Source organism: Clostridium sp. AF29-8BH (assembly GCF_003478145.1).
In the GTDB taxonomy this organism is placed as follows: domain Bacteria; phylum Bacillota; class Clostridia; order Lachnospirales; family Lachnospiraceae; genus Otoolea; species Otoolea fessa.
This window is the reverse complement of record NZ_QUEL01000009.1, coordinates 55,913-75,308: the sequence shown is the minus strand read 5'-3', so window position 1 is coordinate 75,308 and position 19,396 is coordinate 55,913. Positions and strand designations below refer to the sequence as shown.

Sequence of the window (19,396 nt, the reverse complement as noted above, 5' to 3'; positions counted from 1 at the left end):
CTTTCACTCCTTCGTCTCTTTATGATACTCGCTGGATGTCCAGGATCTTGTACTGGATAACGCCCGCCTGTGTCTCTACGTCTACGGTCTCGCCAGCTTTCTTGCCAAGCAGGGCACGACCAACCGGAGACTCGTTGGAGATCTTACCATCTAAGCTGTTTGCCTCGGTGGAACCTACGATCTTAAATTCCATCTCTTCATCCTCTTCGACGTCCAGTACCTTTACCTGGCATCCGATGCTGATCTTATCCAGATCGATCTCATCCTCAACAACAACCTCTGCGTTTTTCAACAGTTTCTCAAGGTCTACGATTCTTGCCTCGATGTCTCTCTGTTCATCTTTTGCTGCATCATACTCAGCGTTCTCAGACAGGTCGCCCTGCTCTCTCGCCTCTTTGATCTTCTGTGCGATCTCCTGGCGTTTATTTACTTTCAGATCATGAAGTTCATCTTCATACTTTTTCAATCCTGTGTAAGTTAAAATGTTCTTCTTTTCTGCCATGACAGCTATCCTTCCTTCTATCGATTCATCATTGAATCCCCTAATAATTGCATCGCACTATTATACATGATTCTTGGTGTAATGTCAAGAATCACAAAGTGCCATAATGGCTTTAAAAACAAGGGAAAATCCTACATTTTCGTGCTTTTTCTGTGCCTTCCGATTTCGTCCACCCATGTAACACAACCATCGTTTTGATTCCACACATTCATCCTTCTCTTAAATTCTCTCATCCACCAGCCGTTCCAGCTCCTCCAGCGTCTCCACCTGGTTTATATCATTGCGAAGCGCCGACGAATGTGGAAATCCTGCCGTATACCATGCCACGTGCTTACGCATCTCCCGCATTGCGATCTCCTCGCCGCGAAATTCCGTCTGAAGCGTCCCATGGCGGACAATCATCCTCTTTACTTCCTCCGCAGTCGGCGGCGGCAGAAGTTCTCCGGTTTCCAGATAGTGGAGAATCCGTTTAAACAACCATGGATTTCCTTTCGCGCCGCGCGCCACCATGATGCCGTCGCAGCCGGTTTCTTCCTTCATTCTCTTGGCATCTTCCGGTGTAAATACATCACCGTTTCCCCAGACCGGGATTGAAACCGCCTCTTTGACCTGACGGATAATGTCCCAGTCCGCCTTTCCGGAATAATACTGCTCTCTCGTCCGTCCATGCACGGCTACCGCCGCCACGCCGCAGCTCTCTGCCATCTTCGCAAACTCAACCGCATTGATATTCGAATCATTAAATCCCTTGCGGAATTTGACCGTAACCGGTTTATGAAGTTTCTTTACCATCGCCGTCAAAATCTGCTCTGCCAGCTTCGGATCCTTCATCAGTGCCGAACCTTCGCCGTTATTGACAATCTTTGGCACCGGACAACCCATGTTGACGTCGATGATGGCATACGGTCCTTCCTCCAGCTGCAGCGCCATCTCGCTCATAATCTCCGGATCTGAGCCAAACAGCTGCACCGCAACCGGCTCTTCTTCCGGCCGCGTCTCTAATAACGGCTTTGTATTGCGGTTCTTATAAAGAAGCGCCTTCGCGCTGACCATCTCCGTGTACATCAAACCACATCCCTGCTCCTTACAGAGCAGACGGAACGGCAGATCCGTCACACCTGCCATCGGCGCAAGGGCGATTGCATTTTTTAATTCTACGTTTCCAATCTTCATTTTATTTCTAATCTTCCTGATACCGTTCCATCTGCTCGTCATCTAACAGTTCGTCCGCCGGGATTCCCAGCACCTTCACCTTATAATACAGCTCCAGCGATTCCAGCAGCTCACGCTTCTCCGCCTGATACTGCTTGATTTTAAGCGCGCTTCCGATCTCGTCAAAGAGGTAATCATTCTCCTCCGCCTCAACCTTAAACTGCAGTCTGCCATCCGGCATAAACTCCAGCAAAATAATACCGCCGATGTCCTCTGTGTACATAACACACATGATTTGCAATTCCTGCTTAATTGACTCCGGCAGCCCCGAAAACTGCTCATTCAGATAATATTTTTCCACATACGAATTCGCACCGCAGAGTACGGTGGAGTCCCCATCTGTATTGGGATTCTGCATTTCTGCCATTTTCTTGCACCTCCATCTGTTTCATTTTCCATTGCCCACAAACAGGGCTGACGCACGAACGGAGAGCAGGCTCTCCCTTTATCCCTGAGAAGCCTGTTCTCCGTTCATATGCCAGCCCATCTCACAAGCAGCCATCAAATTCCTTAACGAATCAGCAGCTTACTAATCTCATACTGATCTTCCGGAATATCCTTCTTCATATTCAGCGCCTCCTGAATATCAAAATCCAGGAACTCGCCGTGCTTATACGCTACCACGCGGTTGGTCTTTCCTTTTTCCAGCAGCTCCACCGCCTTGGCGCCCATGATGGACGCATAGACGCGGTCTTTACAGGTCGCGCGCCGCCTCGCTGCATATAACCAAGGATCGTCGCACGTGTCTCGATGCCGGTTGCCGCCTCGATTCGCTTCGCCATCGACGCGGAATGTCCGATGCCCTCGGCATTAATGATAATATGATGTCTCTTGCCGCGTTTCCGGTTATCGATGATGCGGTTGATCAGCATCTGCTCATTGCCATCGTACCGCTCCGGAAGCAGAATATCCTCGGCGCCGTTAGCGATACCGCACCACAGGGCGATATATCCCGCGTGGCGTCCCATAACCTCGATGATACTGCAGCGCTCATGGGAGGTGGAAGTATCTCTTACCTTATCGATCGCCTCCATCGCCGTGTTGATCGCGGTATCAAACCCGATTGTATAATCGGTGCAGGCAATATCCAGATCGATCGTGCCCGGAAGACCTACCGTATTGATTCCCAGCGCGGATAACTTTCCGGCGCCGCGGTAGGAACCATCGCCGCCAATGACGACCAGACCGTCAATGTTGTGCTTGCGGCAGATTTCTGCGCCGCGCTTCTGACCTTCCTCGGTCATAAATTCCGGACAGCGGGCTGTGTATAAGATCGTACCGCCACGGCCAATCGTATCTGCCACGCTGGTTCCGTCCATGTCCACAATCTCTTCCTGCAAAAGTCCAGCGTAACCACGCATGATACCTTTTACCTTCATGCCCTTGTTGATCGCAGTCCGGACCACTGCACGGATCGCTGCATTCATACCCGGCGCATCGCCGCCGCTTGTCAGTACACCAATCGTTTTAACCTCTTTTGCCATCGCTTATTCCTCCGTCCTAAGGCTTTCCGCTTCACATCCCCAACCGTGAACCAGCCGTTTTATTTTCGAATCTTTTGACCCTTCTGATATCAAATTGTTCTGCACTGCGTGCTACCACAATTTTCAAACAATTTTATTGTAATTCATTTTATAGGTCATTTCAAGATTTTTTATGATATTTTTTTAACATGTCGCCAAAGCGTGTTACTGTTCACACATACGTGCCCAGTTGCCAAAGCTTCCAATGTCCAATGCAAATTTTAACACTTATGAAGAAATCTTCCCCAACGGCTTCTCCACCACCTTGACGTTCTTCTCGCCCAGCATCTCGCTGAGCATCGTCACCAGCGCCTCGCCTGCCCGCACATTCCAGTTGCGCGGCAGAACCTTTTTCGCGCGCTCACGTCCCAGGTAAATGATCACGGTGTCATTTCCATCACTTGTTTTCAGGAGGTCGAGAAGTTCTTTCTCTCCCGCCAGATACGCGTCCTTGTCCGCATACTGAATCCACAGCTCGCGCGGCACCTGCGAAAATGGGATAATCTGCTCGCAGATCAGTTTTCCGACCGGCTCATCGCCGACCGATGCGCGCCCGCGGATAAAGACTTTTTCATCCTTTATCAGCATATCGCGCCGTTTTTCATAATCCTTCGGGAATACCAGCACTTCCACACTTCCCGCCAGATCTTCCACCGTCAGGAACGCCATCATTTTGTTATTCCGGGTCGTCTTAACCGTTTTCTCGGTGATCATTCCGCCGATCGTCACATACGCGCCATCGTGAACCACCGCCGAACCGGTCTCCTCATCCACAACAAAATCGGAGCTCTTCGCCGTCACATTTTTCTCCCAGGTGCCGATATATTCCTCCAGCGGATGCCCGCTGACGTAGACGCCCAGCATTTCTTTCTCGTATGCCAGATATTCTTCCCTCGAATACTCTCCGACATTCGGAAATGTGATCTGAAAACTCTTCTTGTCCTCTTCCGCTGCAAAATCAAAGAGTGACATCTGCCCTTCCATCGTATTTTTCTTCTCTTTATTCTTCTGATCGACCATCGAACCGCAGACCATACATTTCTGCTTGCGGGTTCCCGGCAGCCCGTCCATCGCACCGGATTTGATAAAACTTTCCAATGTGCGTTTGTTGACCTCCCTGCCCGACATCCGGTCAATGAAATCTTCCAGCGATCGGAATTTTCCATGTTCGGTCCGCTCCCGCACAATCTCATCCACCACCGACTGACCGATACTCTTGATCGCCGATAAACCATAGCGGATCGCACCGTCCGAAACGGAGAAGCCGCCCTCGCCCTCATTGATATCCGGCGGCATGATCTTCATCCCCATCTGACGGCAGCTCATGATATATTCCGATACCTTCGAAACATTATCCTTGACCGAGGTCATCAGCGCCGCCATGAATTCGACCGGATGGTAATATTTCAGATATGCCGTCTGGTAGGAGACAACCGCATACGCCGCCGCGTGCGACTTGTTGAAGGCGTATTTCGCAAAATCGATCATCTCATCGTAAATATGGTTCGCCGTCTTCTCGTCGATCCCATTCGCAATACAGCCCTTTACGCCCTCTTGTGCATTGCCGTAGACGAAATTCTGGCGTTCTTTCTCCATGACTGCCGCTTTTTTCTTTGCCATCGCACGGCGCACCAGGTCGCTTCGTCCCCAGGTATAGCCAGCCAGATCGCGCACGATCTGCATAACCTGCTCCTGATAGACGATACAGCCATAGGTCGGCGCCAGAATCGGTTCTAACTGCGGGCACTCATAGACAATCGAAGCCTTGTCATTTTTGCCTTTCAGATAACGTGGAATGAAATCCATCGGACCCGGACGATACAGGGAAATACCGGCGATCAGATCCTCCAGGTTTTCCGGCTTTAACTCTTTCATGAATCCTTTCATGCCGGAACTCTCCAGCTGGAACACACCGTCATTTTTGCCGGTTCCAATCGAATCCAGCACCTTTTTATCGTTGTAATCGATCTTATCTATATCAAGCGGTTTTCCGGTCGTTTTCTCCACCAGGCGAACCGCATTCTGGATAACCGTCAGGGTTCTAAGACCCAGAAAATCCATTTTCAGAAGTCCCAGCTCTTCCAGCGTCGTCATCGTAAACTGGGTCGTGATCGAACCGTCAGATGCCCTGGACAACGGCACATACTCATCGACCGCCGCACGGCTGATGACAACCCCCGCCGCATGCATGGAGGTATGTCTCGGCAGCCCCTCCAGACGTTTACTCATGTCGATCAGATATTTGACCGAATCGTCCGACTCATACGCCTCACGCAGATCCGGACTGGCTTTGAGCGCCTTGTCTAGCGTCATGCCGAGATCACCCGGAATCATTTTTGCGATCGCATCACACTGTGCATACGGCATATCGAGCGCGCGCCCCACGTCGCGGACGACACCCTTTGCCGCCAGCGTACCGAAGGTAACAATCTGCACGACGCGGTCTTTTCCGTATTTCCGCACGACATAGTCGATCACCTCCTGACGCCGTTCGAAACAGAAATCGACGTCGATATCAGGCATGGAAACTCGTTCCGGATTCAGGAAACGCTCGAAAATCAGCTGATAGCGGATCGGGTCGATGTCCGTGATCTCCAGACTGTACGCGACGATACTGCCCGCCGCCGAACCACGTCCCGGACCGACCATGATACCGTTTGATTTTGCAAAATGGATAAAATCCCACACAATCAGGAAATAATCGACATATCCCATCGAATGGATAACGTCCAGCTCATACCTCAGGCGCTCCCGCAGCGTCCCATCGTCGTTCGGGTAGCGCTTGTGAAAGCCCTCCCCGCAGAGCTTCTGCAGATATTCCCAGGACGTATATCCGTCCGGGACATCATACTGCGGCAGCTTCGTCACGCCAAACTCGATCTCGACATTGCACCTCTCGGCGATCTTGTGCGTGTTGTCAAGTGCTTCCTGTGCATACGGAAACAGCGCACGCATCTCCTCCTCGGATTTGACATAGAACTGCCCGCCCTCATAGCGCATCCGGTTCTCGTCCGTGACTTTTTTGCCCGTCTGGATACAGAGCAAAATATCGTGCGATTCCACATCTTCTTTATAAATATAGTGGCAGTCGTTCGTCGCCACCAGCGGAATCTGCAGTTCCTGGCTCATCCGCATCAAGCCCTGGTTGACCGTCCGCTGCGCCGGGATGCCGTGATCCTGCAATTCCAGAAAGAAATTGTCCGGTCCAAAGATATCGCGGTATTTCTGCGCCGACTTGCACGCTTCCTCATACATGCCTCTCGACAAATACCTCGGGATCTCGCCCGCCAGACACGCGCTGAGTGCAATAATGCCTTCATGGTAGGTTCTCAGCACCTCGTCATCCACACGCGGTTTATAATAAAATCCCTCGACAAAGCCCTTGGAGACGATCTTCATCAGATTCTGATAGCCGGTATTATTTTCCGCCAGCAGAATCATATGATAATAGCGATCCTCGCCGCTTCCCGCCTCCCGGTCAAAACGCGATCCGGGCGCCACATAGATCTCACAGCCGATGATCGGCTTGATCCCATTTTCCCTGGCTGCCCGGTAAAATCGATCACGCCGTACATGACGCCGTGGTCAGTAATCGCCAGACTGTCCATCCCCAGCTCCTTCGCCCGGGCGGTCAGTTCTTTTATTTTACTCGATGCGTCAAGCAGACTGTACTCTGTATGCACATGCAGATGTGTAAATGCCACCTTTTTCCTCCCATTCAGATCTTTTAAGGGACTGCCGTTTCCCGCGAAACGACACCCCCTCATCTATCAAAGCTCTTGTTTTGTGTAACTGTTCCGTCCCCTGTCTCTTTCCGAAAAACGGTCAGAAATCTGGATTTCTACTGATTGCTCAGATATTTCTCAATTCCCTCGATCGCACTCTCCTCGTCGCTGCCATCAGCCGTTACCTTTACGTGCGCGCCCTCTGCCAGTCCCAGCGTCATCATGCCCATGATGCTCTTTGCATTGACGCGTTTTTCTTCACTTTCCACATAGATGCTGCTCTCATACTGGCTTGCCACCTGCACCAGCATCGCCGCAGGACGTGCCTCCAGACCTGAACTCAAACCAATTCTGATTTCCTTACTTGTCATAATATCCTCCTCATCGAGCCCCGCTCGAAAAAAACGGCAAAATCCGCTGCCACTACTGTATCGCACGGAATTTTCCATCCGGGAAATTCCTGCCTGTGAACAATAACCTAACTTTACTCGCCCCGCTCTTCGCGGAGACTTTCAGCTACTGCACTTATCTTTCTGAGCCTGTGATTGACTCCCGATTTTCCAACTGGATGGCTCAGATTCTCCCCCAATTCCTTCAAGGTTGCATCCGGCATCTCCAGACGGACCTGTGCTACCTCTGAAAGAAGCTCCGGCAAGTAATCCAGCCCGACCGTATCACGGATGTATGTGATATCCGCAAGCTGCTTGACTGCCGCCGAAACAGTCTTATTGATATTGGCAGTCTCGCAGTTGACCTGACGGTTGACGCTGTTTCGCATTTCTTTCAGGATCCGGATATTTTCCAACTCCATCAATGCCACATGCGCTTCCATCAGCCCCAGAAGTTCCACAATCTGACTGCCTTCTTTTATATATACCACATAATACTTCTTTCTGACAACTATTTTCGCATCGATGTCGAATGTCAGAATCACATTCTGAAGCTGCACCGCTTTTTCAAGCGACGCGCATACGATCTCAAAATGATAAAATTTCTCCGGATCGCTTAAGGATCCGGCTGCCAGAAAAGCGCCCCGGATAAATGCCTTCTTGCAGCACGCATTCTGAATCACCAGATTCCGCACCACCGAAAGGTTTTCCCCGACATTTCCCTGCGCATCCACCATCTTGACCGCCTCCAGCACCCGGAGTGCATTTTCGTGATCGCGCACCAGAAGCGTATAAGAACGGCTCTTTTTTAAAAATGCATTGCGCCGGATCGAAATGTCCGCCTTAATATTAAATGTATTTTTCAATAATGTAAAGTATTTTCGTGCAACCGCTACGTTTTCCGTGTGGATCCGTATGCTGAAATGATCCTCTTCATCGATATGAATCTTGCCGCAAAGGCTCAAAATCGCCGCCAGCTCTGCAATCTGGCAGTGCCTCGCCTTGCTCAGCTGATGCGACAGCTCTTCCTTTACCCGGGCTGAAAATGACAAAGTCCTCTACCTCCGTTTACCCTTTTGTCCGGTTATCCATCTCTATGTCCCGATGTTCCAGTTTAAGCCCTATTTCCGAGTGCTCCTTGAGGCGCTCATAGAGCCGGTTCGCCACCGTAACTGAACGGTGCTTTCCACCGGTACATCCTACGGCTATGACAAGCTGATTCTTTCCTTCTTTTACATAGTACGGAAACAGGAAGTCAATCATGTCATAGAGTTTATCCAAAAATACGTCTGCCGTCCCGCCGCGGCGCACAAAGTCCTGCACCGCCTTCTCATTGCCGGTATGGCTTCTTAAATTCTCATCATAATAAGGATTCGGCAGAAAACGGACGTCAAACACGAGATCCGCGTCCGACGGAATCCCATATTTAAAGCCAAAGCTTAAGATCGTCACAAAGAGGCTGGAAAAGCGCTCGCGCCCCATGAAAATCCGTTCCAGTTCCGCCTTGAGCTCCCGCGTCAGAAGCGTGCTGGTGTCCAGAATATAGTCCGCCCGCTTTTTCAGGAAATCGAGTTTCAGGCGCTCTTTCGCAATACCGCGGTCCAGCCGCTCTTTTCCTGCCAGCGGATGGGAACGGCGCGTTTCCTTATATCGCTTGATCAGCACCTCATCGCTGGCATCCAGAAACAGGATCTCATACGGGAACTGGATGTTATTCCAATCATTCAGCGTTCCCTCCAGCTGTGCCAGCTCGTCGCCGCTGCGGACATCGATTCCCAACGCTGCACAGCTTACCTCCCCGCTGCTGCTCTGCACCAGCTCCGCAAATTTTCCTACCAGCGGGATCGGGAGATTGTCAACACAGTAAAATCCCATGTCCTCCAGCATTTTCAGTGCCGCCGTCTTTCCGGCTCCCGACATACCGGTTACGATCACAAGCCGCATATTGTTCCTCCCTTTTCCATACTCTATATATCTTAATATCTTAAAAGCCCAGCATCTTTACTTCCGTCTCCAGTTTCACCCCAAACTGCTCATACACGCGCTTCTGCACCGTCCCACACAGCCCCGCGATGTCCGAAGCCGTCGCATGGTCGCGGTTGATAACGAAACCACAGTGTTTCTCCGACACCTGTGCGCCGCCCTCCTGATAGCCGCGAAGTCCGGCATCTTCGATCAATTTTCCGGCAAAATAGCCCTCAGGGCGCTTAAAGGTGCTTCCAGCACTGGGATATTCCAGCGGCTGTTTTTCCCGCCGTTTGGCTGCCAGTTCATCCATCCGCACCCTGATCGCTTCCGGATCACCTTTCTCCAGACGGATCCGCGCCGATAAAACGATATATCCGCGCTCCGGGATGCAGCTGTGGCGGTAACCCAGATCCAGTTCTTCCGTTTTAAGCTCTTTTACCTCGCCGTCCGGCGTCATCACGCGCACAGATTCCAGCACATCCTTTAATTCTCCGCCGTAAGCGCCCGCGTTCATGACCGCCGCGCCGCCCACAGTTCCAGGAATCCCGGCTGCAAACTCAAATCCGGTCATTCCATCCTTCTGCGCCTCCCTGGCGGCACGCGAAAGCAGCACACCGGCGCCCAGCTCATAGACGCCCGGTTCGCCCTCTGGACGGACCACCTCTGTAAACTGGCTTCCCAGAAGGATCATCACGCCCGGATAGCCCGCATCACTGACAAGCAGATTGCTTCCATTTCCTAATATGTAATACGCTTTCTCTGCCTCCCGGCACGCCGCCAGCACTGCCGCCAGCTCTTTTTCGCCCTCCGGGGTCACAAAATAGCGGGCTGGTCCACCAGCCCGAAAGGTCGTATGTGCGCTCATCGGCTCCTGCTCCCGCACGGAAGCAGCGCCGATGGCATCACAAAGTTTCTGATAAAAATTAGACATATCTATTTTCCTTTATTCATTTCATAACGGCTCCATCCCTTGCAAGTCAGGATTTCCGCACTAAATCACACGAATCAGACTGCGTGAAGCGTTCCATTAATCTCTTCTTGCCAGGTTCGCCTGTACCCGCTTGTACAGTTCTTTCGCCGCATTATATCCCATCTTCTTGGTACGATAGTTGACTGCCGCCGACTCTACGATAATTGCCAGGTTACGTCCCGGACGGATCGGAATTGAATGGCATACAATCTTGTTGCCAAGGAACTCGGTATACTGATCTTCCATGCCAAGGCGGTCATACTCCTTGTCCTTATCCCACTCTTCCAGCTTGATTACCATGTCAATCGACTGTGTATCCTTTACGCTCTCTACACCGAACAGCGTCTTGACATCGATAATGCCGATACCGCGAAGCTCGATGAAATGACGGGTAATATCCGGTGCCGAACCGATCAGGGTTTCATCGCTGACGCGGCGGATCTCGACCACATCATCGCTGACGAGACGGTGACCGCGCTTAATCAGTTCCAGCGCTGCCTCACTCTTGCCGATACCGCTCTCGCCCATAATCAGGACACCCTCGCCAAATACATCGACCAGTACGCCGTGAATGCTGATCATCGGCGCCATCTTGACGTTCAGCCAGCGGATGATCTCCGCCATCAGATCCGAAGTCGTCTTCTCCGATACCATGCACGGAACCCCATAATGGTTACACAGCTCCAGCACTTCCTCCTCCGGTGCCATGCCGCGGCTATATACCAGACATGGTATACCCGAAGACAGCAGTTTGTCAAACATTTCCCGGCGGCGCTGCGGAGTCAGGGTCGAGATGTACGCATTTTCCACATAACCGATGATCTGCACACGGTCCTTGTCAAAATGGTCGAAAAATCCAGTCAGCTGCAATGCCGGACGGTTCACATCCGCATGCACCAGCATAACATTGTCCGTCTCCAGCTCCGGCGTCATATTGCGAAGCCCCATCTTATCGATCAGTTCTGTTATCGTCACTCCACCCATACTTTTGTCTCCTTTTATTTTTACTATTGTCTACATCCTATCACATCTTCCCCTGCTTGTCATCACGGAAAAATATATAGACTGCCTCGGCGGCTGCCCGGTTCATCTGTGGCGCAGCTTCCAGCTCCTCCACGCTCGCCTCCCGGACTGCTTCGATTGTCTTGAACGTCCGCATCAGAGACTTACGGCGCGCTGGTCCGATGCCCTTGATATCATCCAGCACGGAGCGCACCTGCTCCTTGCCCCGGAGACTCCGGTGGTACTCGATCGCAAACCGGTGCGCCTCGTCCTGAATCCGGGTGATCAGCTGAAATCCTTCCGAATGGCGATCGATTGGAATTTCCACATTCTGATAATACAATCCCCTCGTCCGGTGGTTATCATCCTTTACCATGCCACAGACCGGTATTTCCAGCTGAAGCTCTCTTAATACCTCCAGCGCGATATTAACCTGTCCGCGTCCGCCATCCATCATCAGCAGATCTGGAAAACGCGTAAAACTTCCCATCGCCAGATCGCCGCCCTCGGCTTGCAGTTTCTTCGTCTCCTCCAGGCCATGAGAAAACCGCCGCAGCAGCACCTCGCGCATCGAAGCGTAGTCGTTCGGTCCCTGAACCGTCCGGATACGGAATTTGCGGTAATCATTGCGTTTCGGACGTCCATTTTCGTAGACAATCATCGAACCGACCGACTCAAAACCGCTGATATTGGAAATATCGTAGGCTTCTACCCGCTTGATTCCCGAAAACCCGATCCACGATCCAATCTGATTCATCGCCCCGATCGTCCGGAGCTCCTCGCGCTTGATCTTCTCCTTATCCTGGGAGAGCACCATCTTCGCATTCTTCTCTGCCAGCTCGACCAGCCGCTCTTTCTCGCCCATCTTTGGCACGACAAAGCGCACCTTCTGTCCCCGGCGCGCCGTCAGGAAGCTGGCGATAACCTCCGCGTCCTCTAACTCCTCCTGCACCCAGATCTCATGCGGCACAAACGGCGTTCCCGCGTAAAACTGTTTGACGAAGCTGTTTAAGATTTCTGCCTTGCTCTCCGAGCCGGTCAGATTCATATGGAAATGTTCCCGCCCAATAAGCTTGCCATCGCGCACGAAGAACACCTGCACAACCGCATCGCGCTCATCCTTCGCCATCGCGATAATATCCCGATCTTCCATGCTCTGGCTCGTAATCTTCTGCTTCTGCGCCACCTTTCTGACACTGTCAAGCAGATCCCGGTACTCAATCGCCTTCTCAAACTCCATCGTCTCGGACGCCGTCCTCATCTTTTCTTCCAGATATTTCATGACCGGCTCATACTGTCCATTTAAAAACCCGACCGCCTGCTTCACCGATTTCTGATAATCTGCCTGTGAAATATACCCCTGACATGGCGCGTCGCACTGGTGAATATGGTAATAAAGGCACGGACGGTCCTTTCCCATATCCTGCGGCAGCTTCCGGCTGCACGCCCGGATCCGGTATATCTTCCGAATCAGCTCGATTGTGTCTTTGACTGCTCCCGCGCTCGTAAAAGGACCAAAATACTTATTTTTATCCTTTTTCATCTGGCGTGAAAACAAGATCCGCGGGTACTCCTCCGAAGCCGTCACCTTGATGTACGGGTACGTCTTGTCATCCTTGAGCATCGTATTGTAGCGTGGGCGGTGCTCTTTGATCAGGTTGCACTCCAGCACCAGCGCTTCCAGCTCCGAATCCGTCACGATATACTCAAAACGTGCTATCTTCGAGACCATCTGCTTGATCTTCGCCGTCTTATCCCGGCTGCTCTGGAAATATTGACGGACTCGGTTTTTCAGGCTGATCGCCTTGCCGACATAGATGATCGCGTCCTTCGCATCGTGCATAATATAAACACCCGGCTGCCCCGGCAGTTTTTTCAGTTCTTCTTCTATTTGAAACATCTCAAACCATCCTGTTTTCTAATCTGCTGCCACCACGTTTTCTTACGGCACTTTCGGTTCCAAAAGTGCCTACCCGTGAACAGTTACCCAGACTCTTCTGCCAGACAGCCGCTCACTTTCCATACCGCAGACGCGGTGCATCGTACCTCTGCTGCATCCGGATGCACTGACGGATCGCGTCCAGCTCTTCCTCCACGCTTCCACCGACCGGATTCATATCCAGACAGAAGCAGAGACTGTCGAGATCCCGCTTAGCTACCTTGCCGCTCATTCTCTGGAGCACTTCCAGCCTGCCCTCGGTCGTTTCCTGATCCAGAAATTCTGCCACAAGCGGATGCAGTTCCGGTTCCTCCTGCGGTGTGTCCCAGGAATGAGTGGCTGCGTCAGCCATTTTCGAACGGCGTACACCTTCATTTACGACATGAGTCGTTCTGGTTGTCCTTATTTCCTGCTGTTTCGAATTTTCCCACGGACCCGCCGCAATCCGCTCAAACCGGTATCTCTGCGCCGCCTCCGGATATTTTACCCGATCTACCTCTTCCATAAACATAGAAAGCGGTCTAACCCAGACGCCATATTCTCCATAGAGCGCCTGATAGACAACCATCTTTTCCCCCGTTTCCGAGTGGGTCGCCACCGCCAGAATCTGATATTCTTTATTTTTAAAATGCCGGTACCGCTCGCCCGGCTTTGGAATTTCCCGCATGAATGCCGATACCTCCTTAAAACATCTCGCTAAGTGTTCACATTATATCACGATTCGCCGTTCGCCTTAAATCTGCAAGCAGCTTTCTGGCTCACTTGCGCTCATTATATCATAAGAACGTATTCTCACCCGTCCACTCACGAATCCGCGCTATCGCGCTCCACCGCCCTGCTTCGCATGGCTGTTCGTTCGTTAATGGCGCAAGAAAAGAATATGTCTGCTTCGCAGCCGCATTCTTTTCTTCTGCGCTCATTATATCACATTTTGTATGCCCTTTTCTGTTTTTTATCAATTTACATCCAGATTTTCTTTCCTCCATCCCCATCGCCTGTACACAAAAATTTTCGCCAGAAAATATTACATTTCCGAAAACCAAATCCGTCATTTTTCCGATTTTAAATTTTTTTTATTTTCCCTCTACTCAAATAGACTTTTTTGTAGGATAATAGAACTAATTGTGATTCTTTGCGGTCTGCTGTGCTGCGTTCATTTCACACAAAGAGCATCGACATAAACAACTGCGAATGGCAGTCTGTGCCGGACATGGACTGTGACCTGGCGGCGCAATCATCCATACAAACATATGATTTTCATCCCACCAGATGGAAACCGGCATCTGCCCCCACCGCGATACCGGTATTCTGTGCGGGACGAAACTAAGAACGGAGGATTAGATGAAAATCGGTTTTGACAACAACAAATACCTGAAAATGCAGTCGGAACATATCCGTGAGCGTATCAACCAGTTCGGTGATAAGCTCTACCTCGAATTTGGCGGAAAACTGTTCGATGACTACCACGCATCCCGGGTTCTTCCGGGCTTTGCACCTGACAGCAAGCTGCGGATGCTTCTGCAGTTAGCGGATCAGGCGGAGATCGTCATCGTCATCAGTGCTGCGGATATCGAGAAAAACAAAGTACGTTCCGACCTCGGCATTACTTACGACGTAGACGTACTCCGTCTGATTCAGTCCTTTACCGACAAGGGACTCTATGTTGGAAGCGTTGTAATCACCCACTATTCCGGGCAGAACACTGCGGATGTCTTCAAACACAAGCTCGAATCCATGGGCATCAAGGTTTACCGCCACTACACCATCGACGGTTATCCGGGCAATGTTCCGCTGATCGTCAGCGATGAAGGTTATGGTAAAAATGATTACATTGAAACCAAACGTCCACTCGTTGTTGTCACCGCGCCGGGACCGGGAAGCGGAAAAATGGCAACCTGCCTTTCCCAGCTCTACCACGAGAACAAACGCGGCGTCAAGGCTGGATATGCCAAATTTGAGACCTTCCCGATCTGGAATATCCCGTTAAAGCACCCGGTCAACCTGGCATACGAGGCAGCGACCGCTGACTTAAACGATGTCAACATGATCGATCCGTTCCATCTGGAGGCTTATGGTGTAACAACGGTCAACTACAACCGTGACATCGAGATTTTCCCGGTTCTGAGCGCTATTTTCGAGGGAATCTACGGCGAGAACCCGTACAAATCCCCGACTGATATGGGCGTCAACATGGCAGGAAACTGCATCATTGACGACGAAGCCTGCTGCGAAGCATCCCGTCAGGAAATCCTGCGCCGCTACTATCAGGCATTAAACCGCGTTGTCAAAGAGGATGTCGGCAAAGAGGAAGTTTATAAGATCGAACTTCTGATGAAGCAGGCAAAACTGACCACCGATATGCGCAAGGTTGTTCCGGCTGCCCTGAAACGCGCCGAAGAAACCGGTGCTCCGGCTGCTGCCATCGAACTTCCGGACGGAACCATCGCTACCGGAAAGACAACCAACCTGCTCGGCGCTTCCGCTGCCCTGCTTCTGAATGCTGTCAAGGTACTTGGCAATATTCCGCACGATGAGCACCTGATCTCCCCGATCGCGATCGAGCCGATCCAGAAGCTGAAAGTCGAGTACCTCGGAAGCCGCAACCCACGTCTCCACACCGATGAAGTTCTGATCGCGCTGTCCATGTGCGCCGCTACCAACAAACACGCACAGATCGCCCTGGAACAGCTCGAAAAACTGCGCGGCTGCCAGGTTCACACCTCCGTCATGCTGTCGGAGGTTGATATCAAGACCTTCAAACGTCTCGGCATCGAACTGACCTCCGAGCCGGTATATGAGCACAACCGCCTGTACCAGTAATTGATATAATCCTATATAAATAACGGCTGTATCTCAGCAAAACAGAACTCATAGATTTTTCAATATATGAATTCACATTGCTGAAATACAGCCGTTCTATTTACTGTATAAATATTTCTTTTATGCTATACATCACTTTTATTTCCGGTCGAACGAGCTTCCACCGCGCATCTCATCCTCATTTGGACTCTCTGCTGCTACAGCTTCTGCCGATTTCGGTGCTTCATCCGCCAGTTTTGCTTCCAGATTCTGCTGGTTCTGTGGGTCTTCCGCGTTCGTTTCTTCCGCAGTCTTTACCGGCTGCACCTCATCGCCTGTCTTCTCAGCCTCCGGCATCTCAATCCGGTCCTCGCCTTCCTGTTTCTTTTCCTCCAGCTCCGGAATTCCCTTTACCTCATGGAAAATCTTCATGAACTCTTTACCGGTGATCGTCTCTTTCTCAATCAGGAACGCCGCAATCTTATCAAGCGCCTCGCGGTTTTCACTCAGCAGGCGTTTTGCCTCCTCATAAGAAACCTTCAGAATATGCATGACTTCCTTGTCAATCTCTGCCGCTGTCATATCACTGCAATTCAGGACGGTTCTCCCGTTCAGGTACTGATTTTCCTGGCTTTCCAGTCCCATCAGACCGAACTTCTTGGACATACCGTACTGGGTTACCATCGCACGCGCGATCCGGGTTGCTTTTTCAATATCATTTGACGCACCTGTCGTTACCGTATCAAAAACGATCTCCTCAGCCGCACGTCCGCCTAAAAATCCGACCAGCATCGCGCGGATTTCCTTCTCAGTATTTAAGTACTTCTCTTCCTCCGGCACCTGCATGACATAGCCGAGCGCACCCATGGTACGCGGCACAATCGTGATCTTCTGTACCGGCTCCGAATCCTTCTGCAGGGCGCTGACCAGCGCATGACCAACCTCATGATACGAAACAATCCGGCGCTCTTCCTGGCTCAGGATGCGGTCTTTCTTCTCTTTGCCAACCAGAACCAGCTCAACTGCCTCAAATAAATCCTTCTGGGAAACGGCTTTCCTGCCATTCTTAACGGCTGTGATCGCCGCCTCGTTCATCATATTGGCAAGATCCGCACCTACAGCGCCGGATGTCGCCAGCGCGATCTCCTCGAAATCAACCGTCTCATCCAGTTTTACATCCTTGGAATGTACCTTTAAAATCTGCACACGCCCCTTTAAATCCGGCTTATCCACGATAATCCGGCGGTCAAAACGTCCCGGACGAAGCAGCGCCGGATCCAGAATCTCCGGGCGGTTCGTCGCCGCCATTACGAGAAGACCCTTGGAGGAATCAAATCCATCCATCTCTGAAAGGAGCTGGTTTAACGTCTGCTCACGTTCATCGTTGCCGCCCAGACGCGAATCTCGGCTTTTACCGATCGCATCCACCTCATCGATGAAAATGATACACGGAGCCGACTGCTGCGCCTGCTTGAACAGGTCACGCACACGGGATGCGCCGACGCCGACAAACATTTCCACAAAATCCGAACCGGACAGAGAGAAAAACGGAACCTTCGCCTCTCCAGCTACTGCCTTGGCAAGAAGTGTTTTACCGGTTCCTGGCGGTCCGACTAACAGCGCACCCTTTGGCAGTTTCGCACCAATCTTCGTATATTTTCCCGGGTTATGCAGGAAATCAACAATCTCCGTCAGAGACTCCTTCGCCTCATCCTCGCCTGCCACATCCTTGAACGTAACGCCGGTTTCTTTCTGTACATATACTTTGGCATTGCTCTTGCCGACACCCATTATGCCGCCTCCGCCGCCCATGCGCTTCATCATCATATTGAAAATGACGAACATCGCTGCAATCGGAAGCACCCACTCAAGCAGAAGCATGATAATACTGCCTGTCGCATCCACTTCTGCCTGTTCATAGGTCGTAACACCAGCTTCATCCAGCTTCTTCTCCAAATCTGGATCGTTGATCGGAATCGTGTAGTACTCCATTCCTACCAGATTTCCGTATTTGCCCTGGCTGCCGCCATATTTCTTCGAATCTTCCTTCGGCGTGATCTGAATCTTTCCATTGCCAATCACAACCGATTCTACCTCGTGATCCTTAAGCATCTGATTAAACTCGCTGTACGGCATCTTGTGCGTGCGGCTGCCCTGCCAGAGGTTGTGCATCATCGCCACGCAGAGAAGCGTAAACAGCATCGTCATGATCAGCACTGCATAATTCTGACCGCGGGGATTTTTTCCATTTTTATTCTGGTTTCCCTTATTATCCATACACTTTCTCCATTCTGTGTCACTGTACATCCGGAATCTGTCACATCAGGTTACTCAAAAGCCCTCTAAATCTGCCGCATCTGCTTCTCATCCGGCTTCAGACCCGCTTTTCTTCCCCATCAGCGCGCAAATTTCTGCGTACTCTTATCCATTATAGTGGCAGATTGCCTATAAATCAAGAAGTGAAAATATTAAAAACTTGTGAACTCCTTATAAAATATAGGTGTTTTCTCTGCATATATGAAATGCCATCAAAATCATCCTCTGTGTATCTCTTCCCGATACAGTTACCTCGTCACAGTTATTCGAAAAATTGCTTTTTAAAAAGTCCCTATTTACATTTGTGTGTCTGATGTATCAACAGTATAATGATACATTTCACGAATTGCGTATGCAATTAGAAAATCAAGTAGTCCAAATTCCATAAAATGAAATTTTAGGGCAAATTACAGACATTGGCTTGGCTGTAGTATTTTTAAACAACGTGTGTTAGACTACTGTTATACAAATCGGGATTGACCGAACTCTTTGAGAAAAATAGGAGGAAGCAGCTTTTTATGTTGTACTTAAAATCAGCTAATTTGGAAGATATTGAAAAGGAATACGAATTTATTACTAATACCCCTTCCAATGAAAATGGATTTACGAATTTTGCGTCTGGATGTTCAAGAAAGGAATTTGAAATAAAAATATTACCTGGTTATATTAATGCTGAAAAGGGAATTGATCTGGCTGATGGATGGGTTCCAGAAACGGATTTTTTCTTATGGGATGATGAGAAAATAGTAGGATTATTTCGCGTGCGTCATTACCTTACTCCTGCACTTGCAAACGGAGGAGGCCATATAGGATATGGAATAAAGAAAGAATTCAGAGGCAAGGGATACGCCTCGGAAGGGTTGAGATTGACAATCGAAAAAGCCTGGCACATTATTAAAGAAGACGAAATATATATGTCTGTTCATAGGGATAATATGGCATCTTTGCGTGTGCAGATTAAAAATGGGGCCTATATTCATCACCAAGATGAAAAAGAGTTTTATACCAGAATAAAACGATAAATTCCCGTTTATTGGGAAGTCACAGAGAA

At 50.4% G+C, this 19,396-nt stretch carries 13 protein-coding genes and 2 pseudogenes; 2 read left to right on the top strand and 13 right to left on the bottom strand.

Translation table 11 applies throughout. The features are described 5' to 3' along the window. Window positions 1-19 precede the first annotated feature (19 nt). From greA to DWZ16_RS07700, 12 genes and pseudogenes are all read right to left on the bottom strand, one after another. Window positions 20-502 carry a transcription elongation factor GreA gene (gene greA / locus DWZ16_RS07755; RefSeq protein ID WP_107001044.1) on the bottom strand — a complete coding sequence of 161 codons (483 nt, stop codon included), beginning with the start codon at window positions 500-502 and terminating at the stop codon, window positions 20-22. 219 nt (window positions 503-721) lie between these two features. After that, on the bottom strand, window positions 722-1,675 hold the full coding sequence (gene dusB, locus DWZ16_RS07750) for a tRNA dihydrouridine synthase DusB (RefSeq protein ID WP_117795850.1): 954 nt from the start codon (window positions 1,673-1,675) through the stop codon (window positions 722-724). Between the two features lie 7 nt (window positions 1,676-1,682). Further along, the gene (locus tag DWZ16_RS07745) at window positions 1,683-2,081 is read right to left on the bottom strand and encodes a DUF6145 family protein (RefSeq protein WP_022359305.1); all 399 of its coding nucleotides are present in this window, start codon (window positions 2,079-2,081) and stop codon (window positions 1,683-1,685) included. Window positions 2,082-2,224: 143 nt separating this feature from the next. After that, window positions 2,225-3,198, bottom strand: a pseudogene (gene pfkA, locus DWZ16_RS07740) (6-phosphofructokinase). A 267-nt stretch (window positions 3,199-3,465) separates the two neighbouring features. Then, window positions 3,466-6,941: pseudogene (locus tag DWZ16_RS07735) on the bottom strand (DNA polymerase III subunit alpha). Between the two features lie 137 nt (window positions 6,942-7,078). Beyond that, window positions 7,079-7,333, bottom strand: coding sequence for an HPr family phosphocarrier protein (locus DWZ16_RS07730; protein WP_107001048.1), 255 nt, complete (start codon window positions 7,331-7,333; stop codon window positions 7,079-7,081). A 113-nt stretch (window positions 7,334-7,446) separates the two neighbouring features. Then, window positions 7,447-8,403: a DNA-binding protein WhiA gene (whiA, locus tag DWZ16_RS07725; RefSeq protein WP_022359301.1), complete on the bottom strand. Its 957-nt coding sequence runs from the start codon at window positions 8,401-8,403 to the stop codon at window positions 7,447-7,449. 16 nt (window positions 8,404-8,419) lie between these two features. Further along, window positions 8,420-9,295, bottom strand: coding sequence for an RNase adapter RapZ (gene rapZ / locus DWZ16_RS07720; protein WP_022359300.1), 876 nt, complete (start codon window positions 9,293-9,295; stop codon window positions 8,420-8,422). 40 nt (window positions 9,296-9,335) lie between these two features. Next, the gene (murB, locus tag DWZ16_RS07715; RefSeq protein ID WP_118522556.1) at window positions 9,336-10,250 is read right to left on the bottom strand and encodes a UDP-N-acetylmuramate dehydrogenase; all 915 of its coding nucleotides are present in this window, start codon (window positions 10,248-10,250) and stop codon (window positions 9,336-9,338) included. A gap of 96 nt (window positions 10,251-10,346) precedes the next feature. Next, on the bottom strand, window positions 10,347-11,273 hold the full coding sequence (gene hprK, locus DWZ16_RS07710) for an HPr(Ser) kinase/phosphatase (RefSeq protein ID WP_022359298.1): 927 nt from the start codon (window positions 11,271-11,273) through the stop codon (window positions 10,347-10,349). 40 nt (window positions 11,274-11,313) lie between these two features. After that, on the bottom strand, window positions 11,314-13,191 hold the full coding sequence (gene uvrC / locus DWZ16_RS07705) for an excinuclease ABC subunit UvrC (protein WP_118522555.1): 1,878 nt from the start codon (window positions 13,189-13,191) through the stop codon (window positions 11,314-11,316). 112 nt (window positions 13,192-13,303) lie between these two features. Further along, window positions 13,304-13,897: a DUF1653 domain-containing protein gene (locus tag DWZ16_RS07700; RefSeq protein WP_117795860.1), complete on the bottom strand. Its 594-nt coding sequence runs from the start codon at window positions 13,895-13,897 to the stop codon at window positions 13,304-13,306. Between the two features lie 674 nt (window positions 13,898-14,571). Here DWZ16_RS07700 and DWZ16_RS07690 point away from each other — a divergent pair. Further along, window positions 14,572-16,050 (top strand): DUF1846 domain-containing protein, encoded by a 1,479-nt coding sequence (locus DWZ16_RS07690; protein ID WP_022359314.1) that lies wholly within the window; start codon window positions 14,572-14,574, stop codon window positions 16,048-16,050. Window positions 16,051-16,188: 138 nt separating this feature from the next. Here DWZ16_RS07690 and ftsH read toward each other — a convergent pair whose 3' ends face one another. Further along, window positions 16,189-18,306, bottom strand: coding sequence for an ATP-dependent zinc metalloprotease FtsH (ftsH, locus tag DWZ16_RS07685; RefSeq protein ID WP_118522554.1), 2,118 nt, complete (start codon window positions 18,304-18,306; stop codon window positions 16,189-16,191). Between the two features lie 557 nt (window positions 18,307-18,863). Between ftsH and DWZ16_RS07680 the strand changes: the two genes are divergently transcribed. After that, a complete protein-coding gene (locus DWZ16_RS07680; RefSeq protein ID WP_107001054.1) occupies window positions 18,864-19,367 on the top strand; it encodes a GNAT family N-acetyltransferase in 504 nt (167 codons plus the stop codon). Window positions 19,368-19,396: the final 29 nt, after the last annotated feature.

Excerpts from the sequence above, each read along its gene's own strand:
- greA (WP_107001044.1), bottom strand. The coding sequence starts at position 502 with ATGGCAGAAAAGAAGAACATTTTAACTTACACAGGATTGAAAAAGTAT.
- dusB (WP_117795850.1), bottom strand. The coding sequence starts at position 1,675 with ATGAAGATTGGAAACGTAGAATTAAAAAATGCAATCGCCCTTGCGCCG.
- DWZ16_RS07745 (WP_022359305.1), bottom strand. The coding sequence starts at position 2,081 with ATGGCAGAAATGCAGAATCCCAATACAGATGGGGACTCCACCGTACTC.
- DWZ16_RS07730 (WP_107001048.1), bottom strand. The coding sequence starts at position 7,333 with ATGACAAGTAAGGAAATCAGAATTGGTTTGAGTTCAGGTCTGGAGGCA.
- rapZ (WP_022359300.1), bottom strand. The coding sequence starts at position 9,295 with ATGCGGCTTGTGATCGTAACCGGTATGTCGGGAGCCGGAAAGACGGCG.
- murB (WP_118522556.1), bottom strand. The coding sequence starts at position 10,250 with ATGTCTAATTTTTATCAGAAACTTTGTGATGCCATCGGCGCTGCTTCC.
- hprK (WP_022359298.1), bottom strand. The coding sequence starts at position 11,273 with ATGGGTGGAGTGACGATAACAGAACTGATCGATAAGATGGGGCTTCGC.
- uvrC (WP_118522555.1), bottom strand. The coding sequence starts at position 13,191 with ATGTTTCAAATAGAAGAAGAACTGAAAAAACTGCCGGGGCAGCCGGGT.
- DWZ16_RS07700 (WP_117795860.1), bottom strand. The coding sequence starts at position 13,897 with ATGCGGGAAATTCCAAAGCCGGGCGAGCGGTACCGGCATTTTAAAAAT.
- DWZ16_RS07690 (WP_022359314.1), top strand. The coding sequence starts at position 14,572 with ATGAAAATCGGTTTTGACAACAACAAATACCTGAAAATGCAGTCGGAA.
- ftsH (WP_118522554.1), bottom strand. The coding sequence starts at position 18,306 with ATGGATAATAAGGGAAACCAGAATAAAAATGGAAAAAATCCCCGCGGT.
- DWZ16_RS07680 (WP_107001054.1), top strand. The coding sequence starts at position 18,864 with ATGTTGTACTTAAAATCAGCTAATTTGGAAGATATTGAAAAGGAATAC.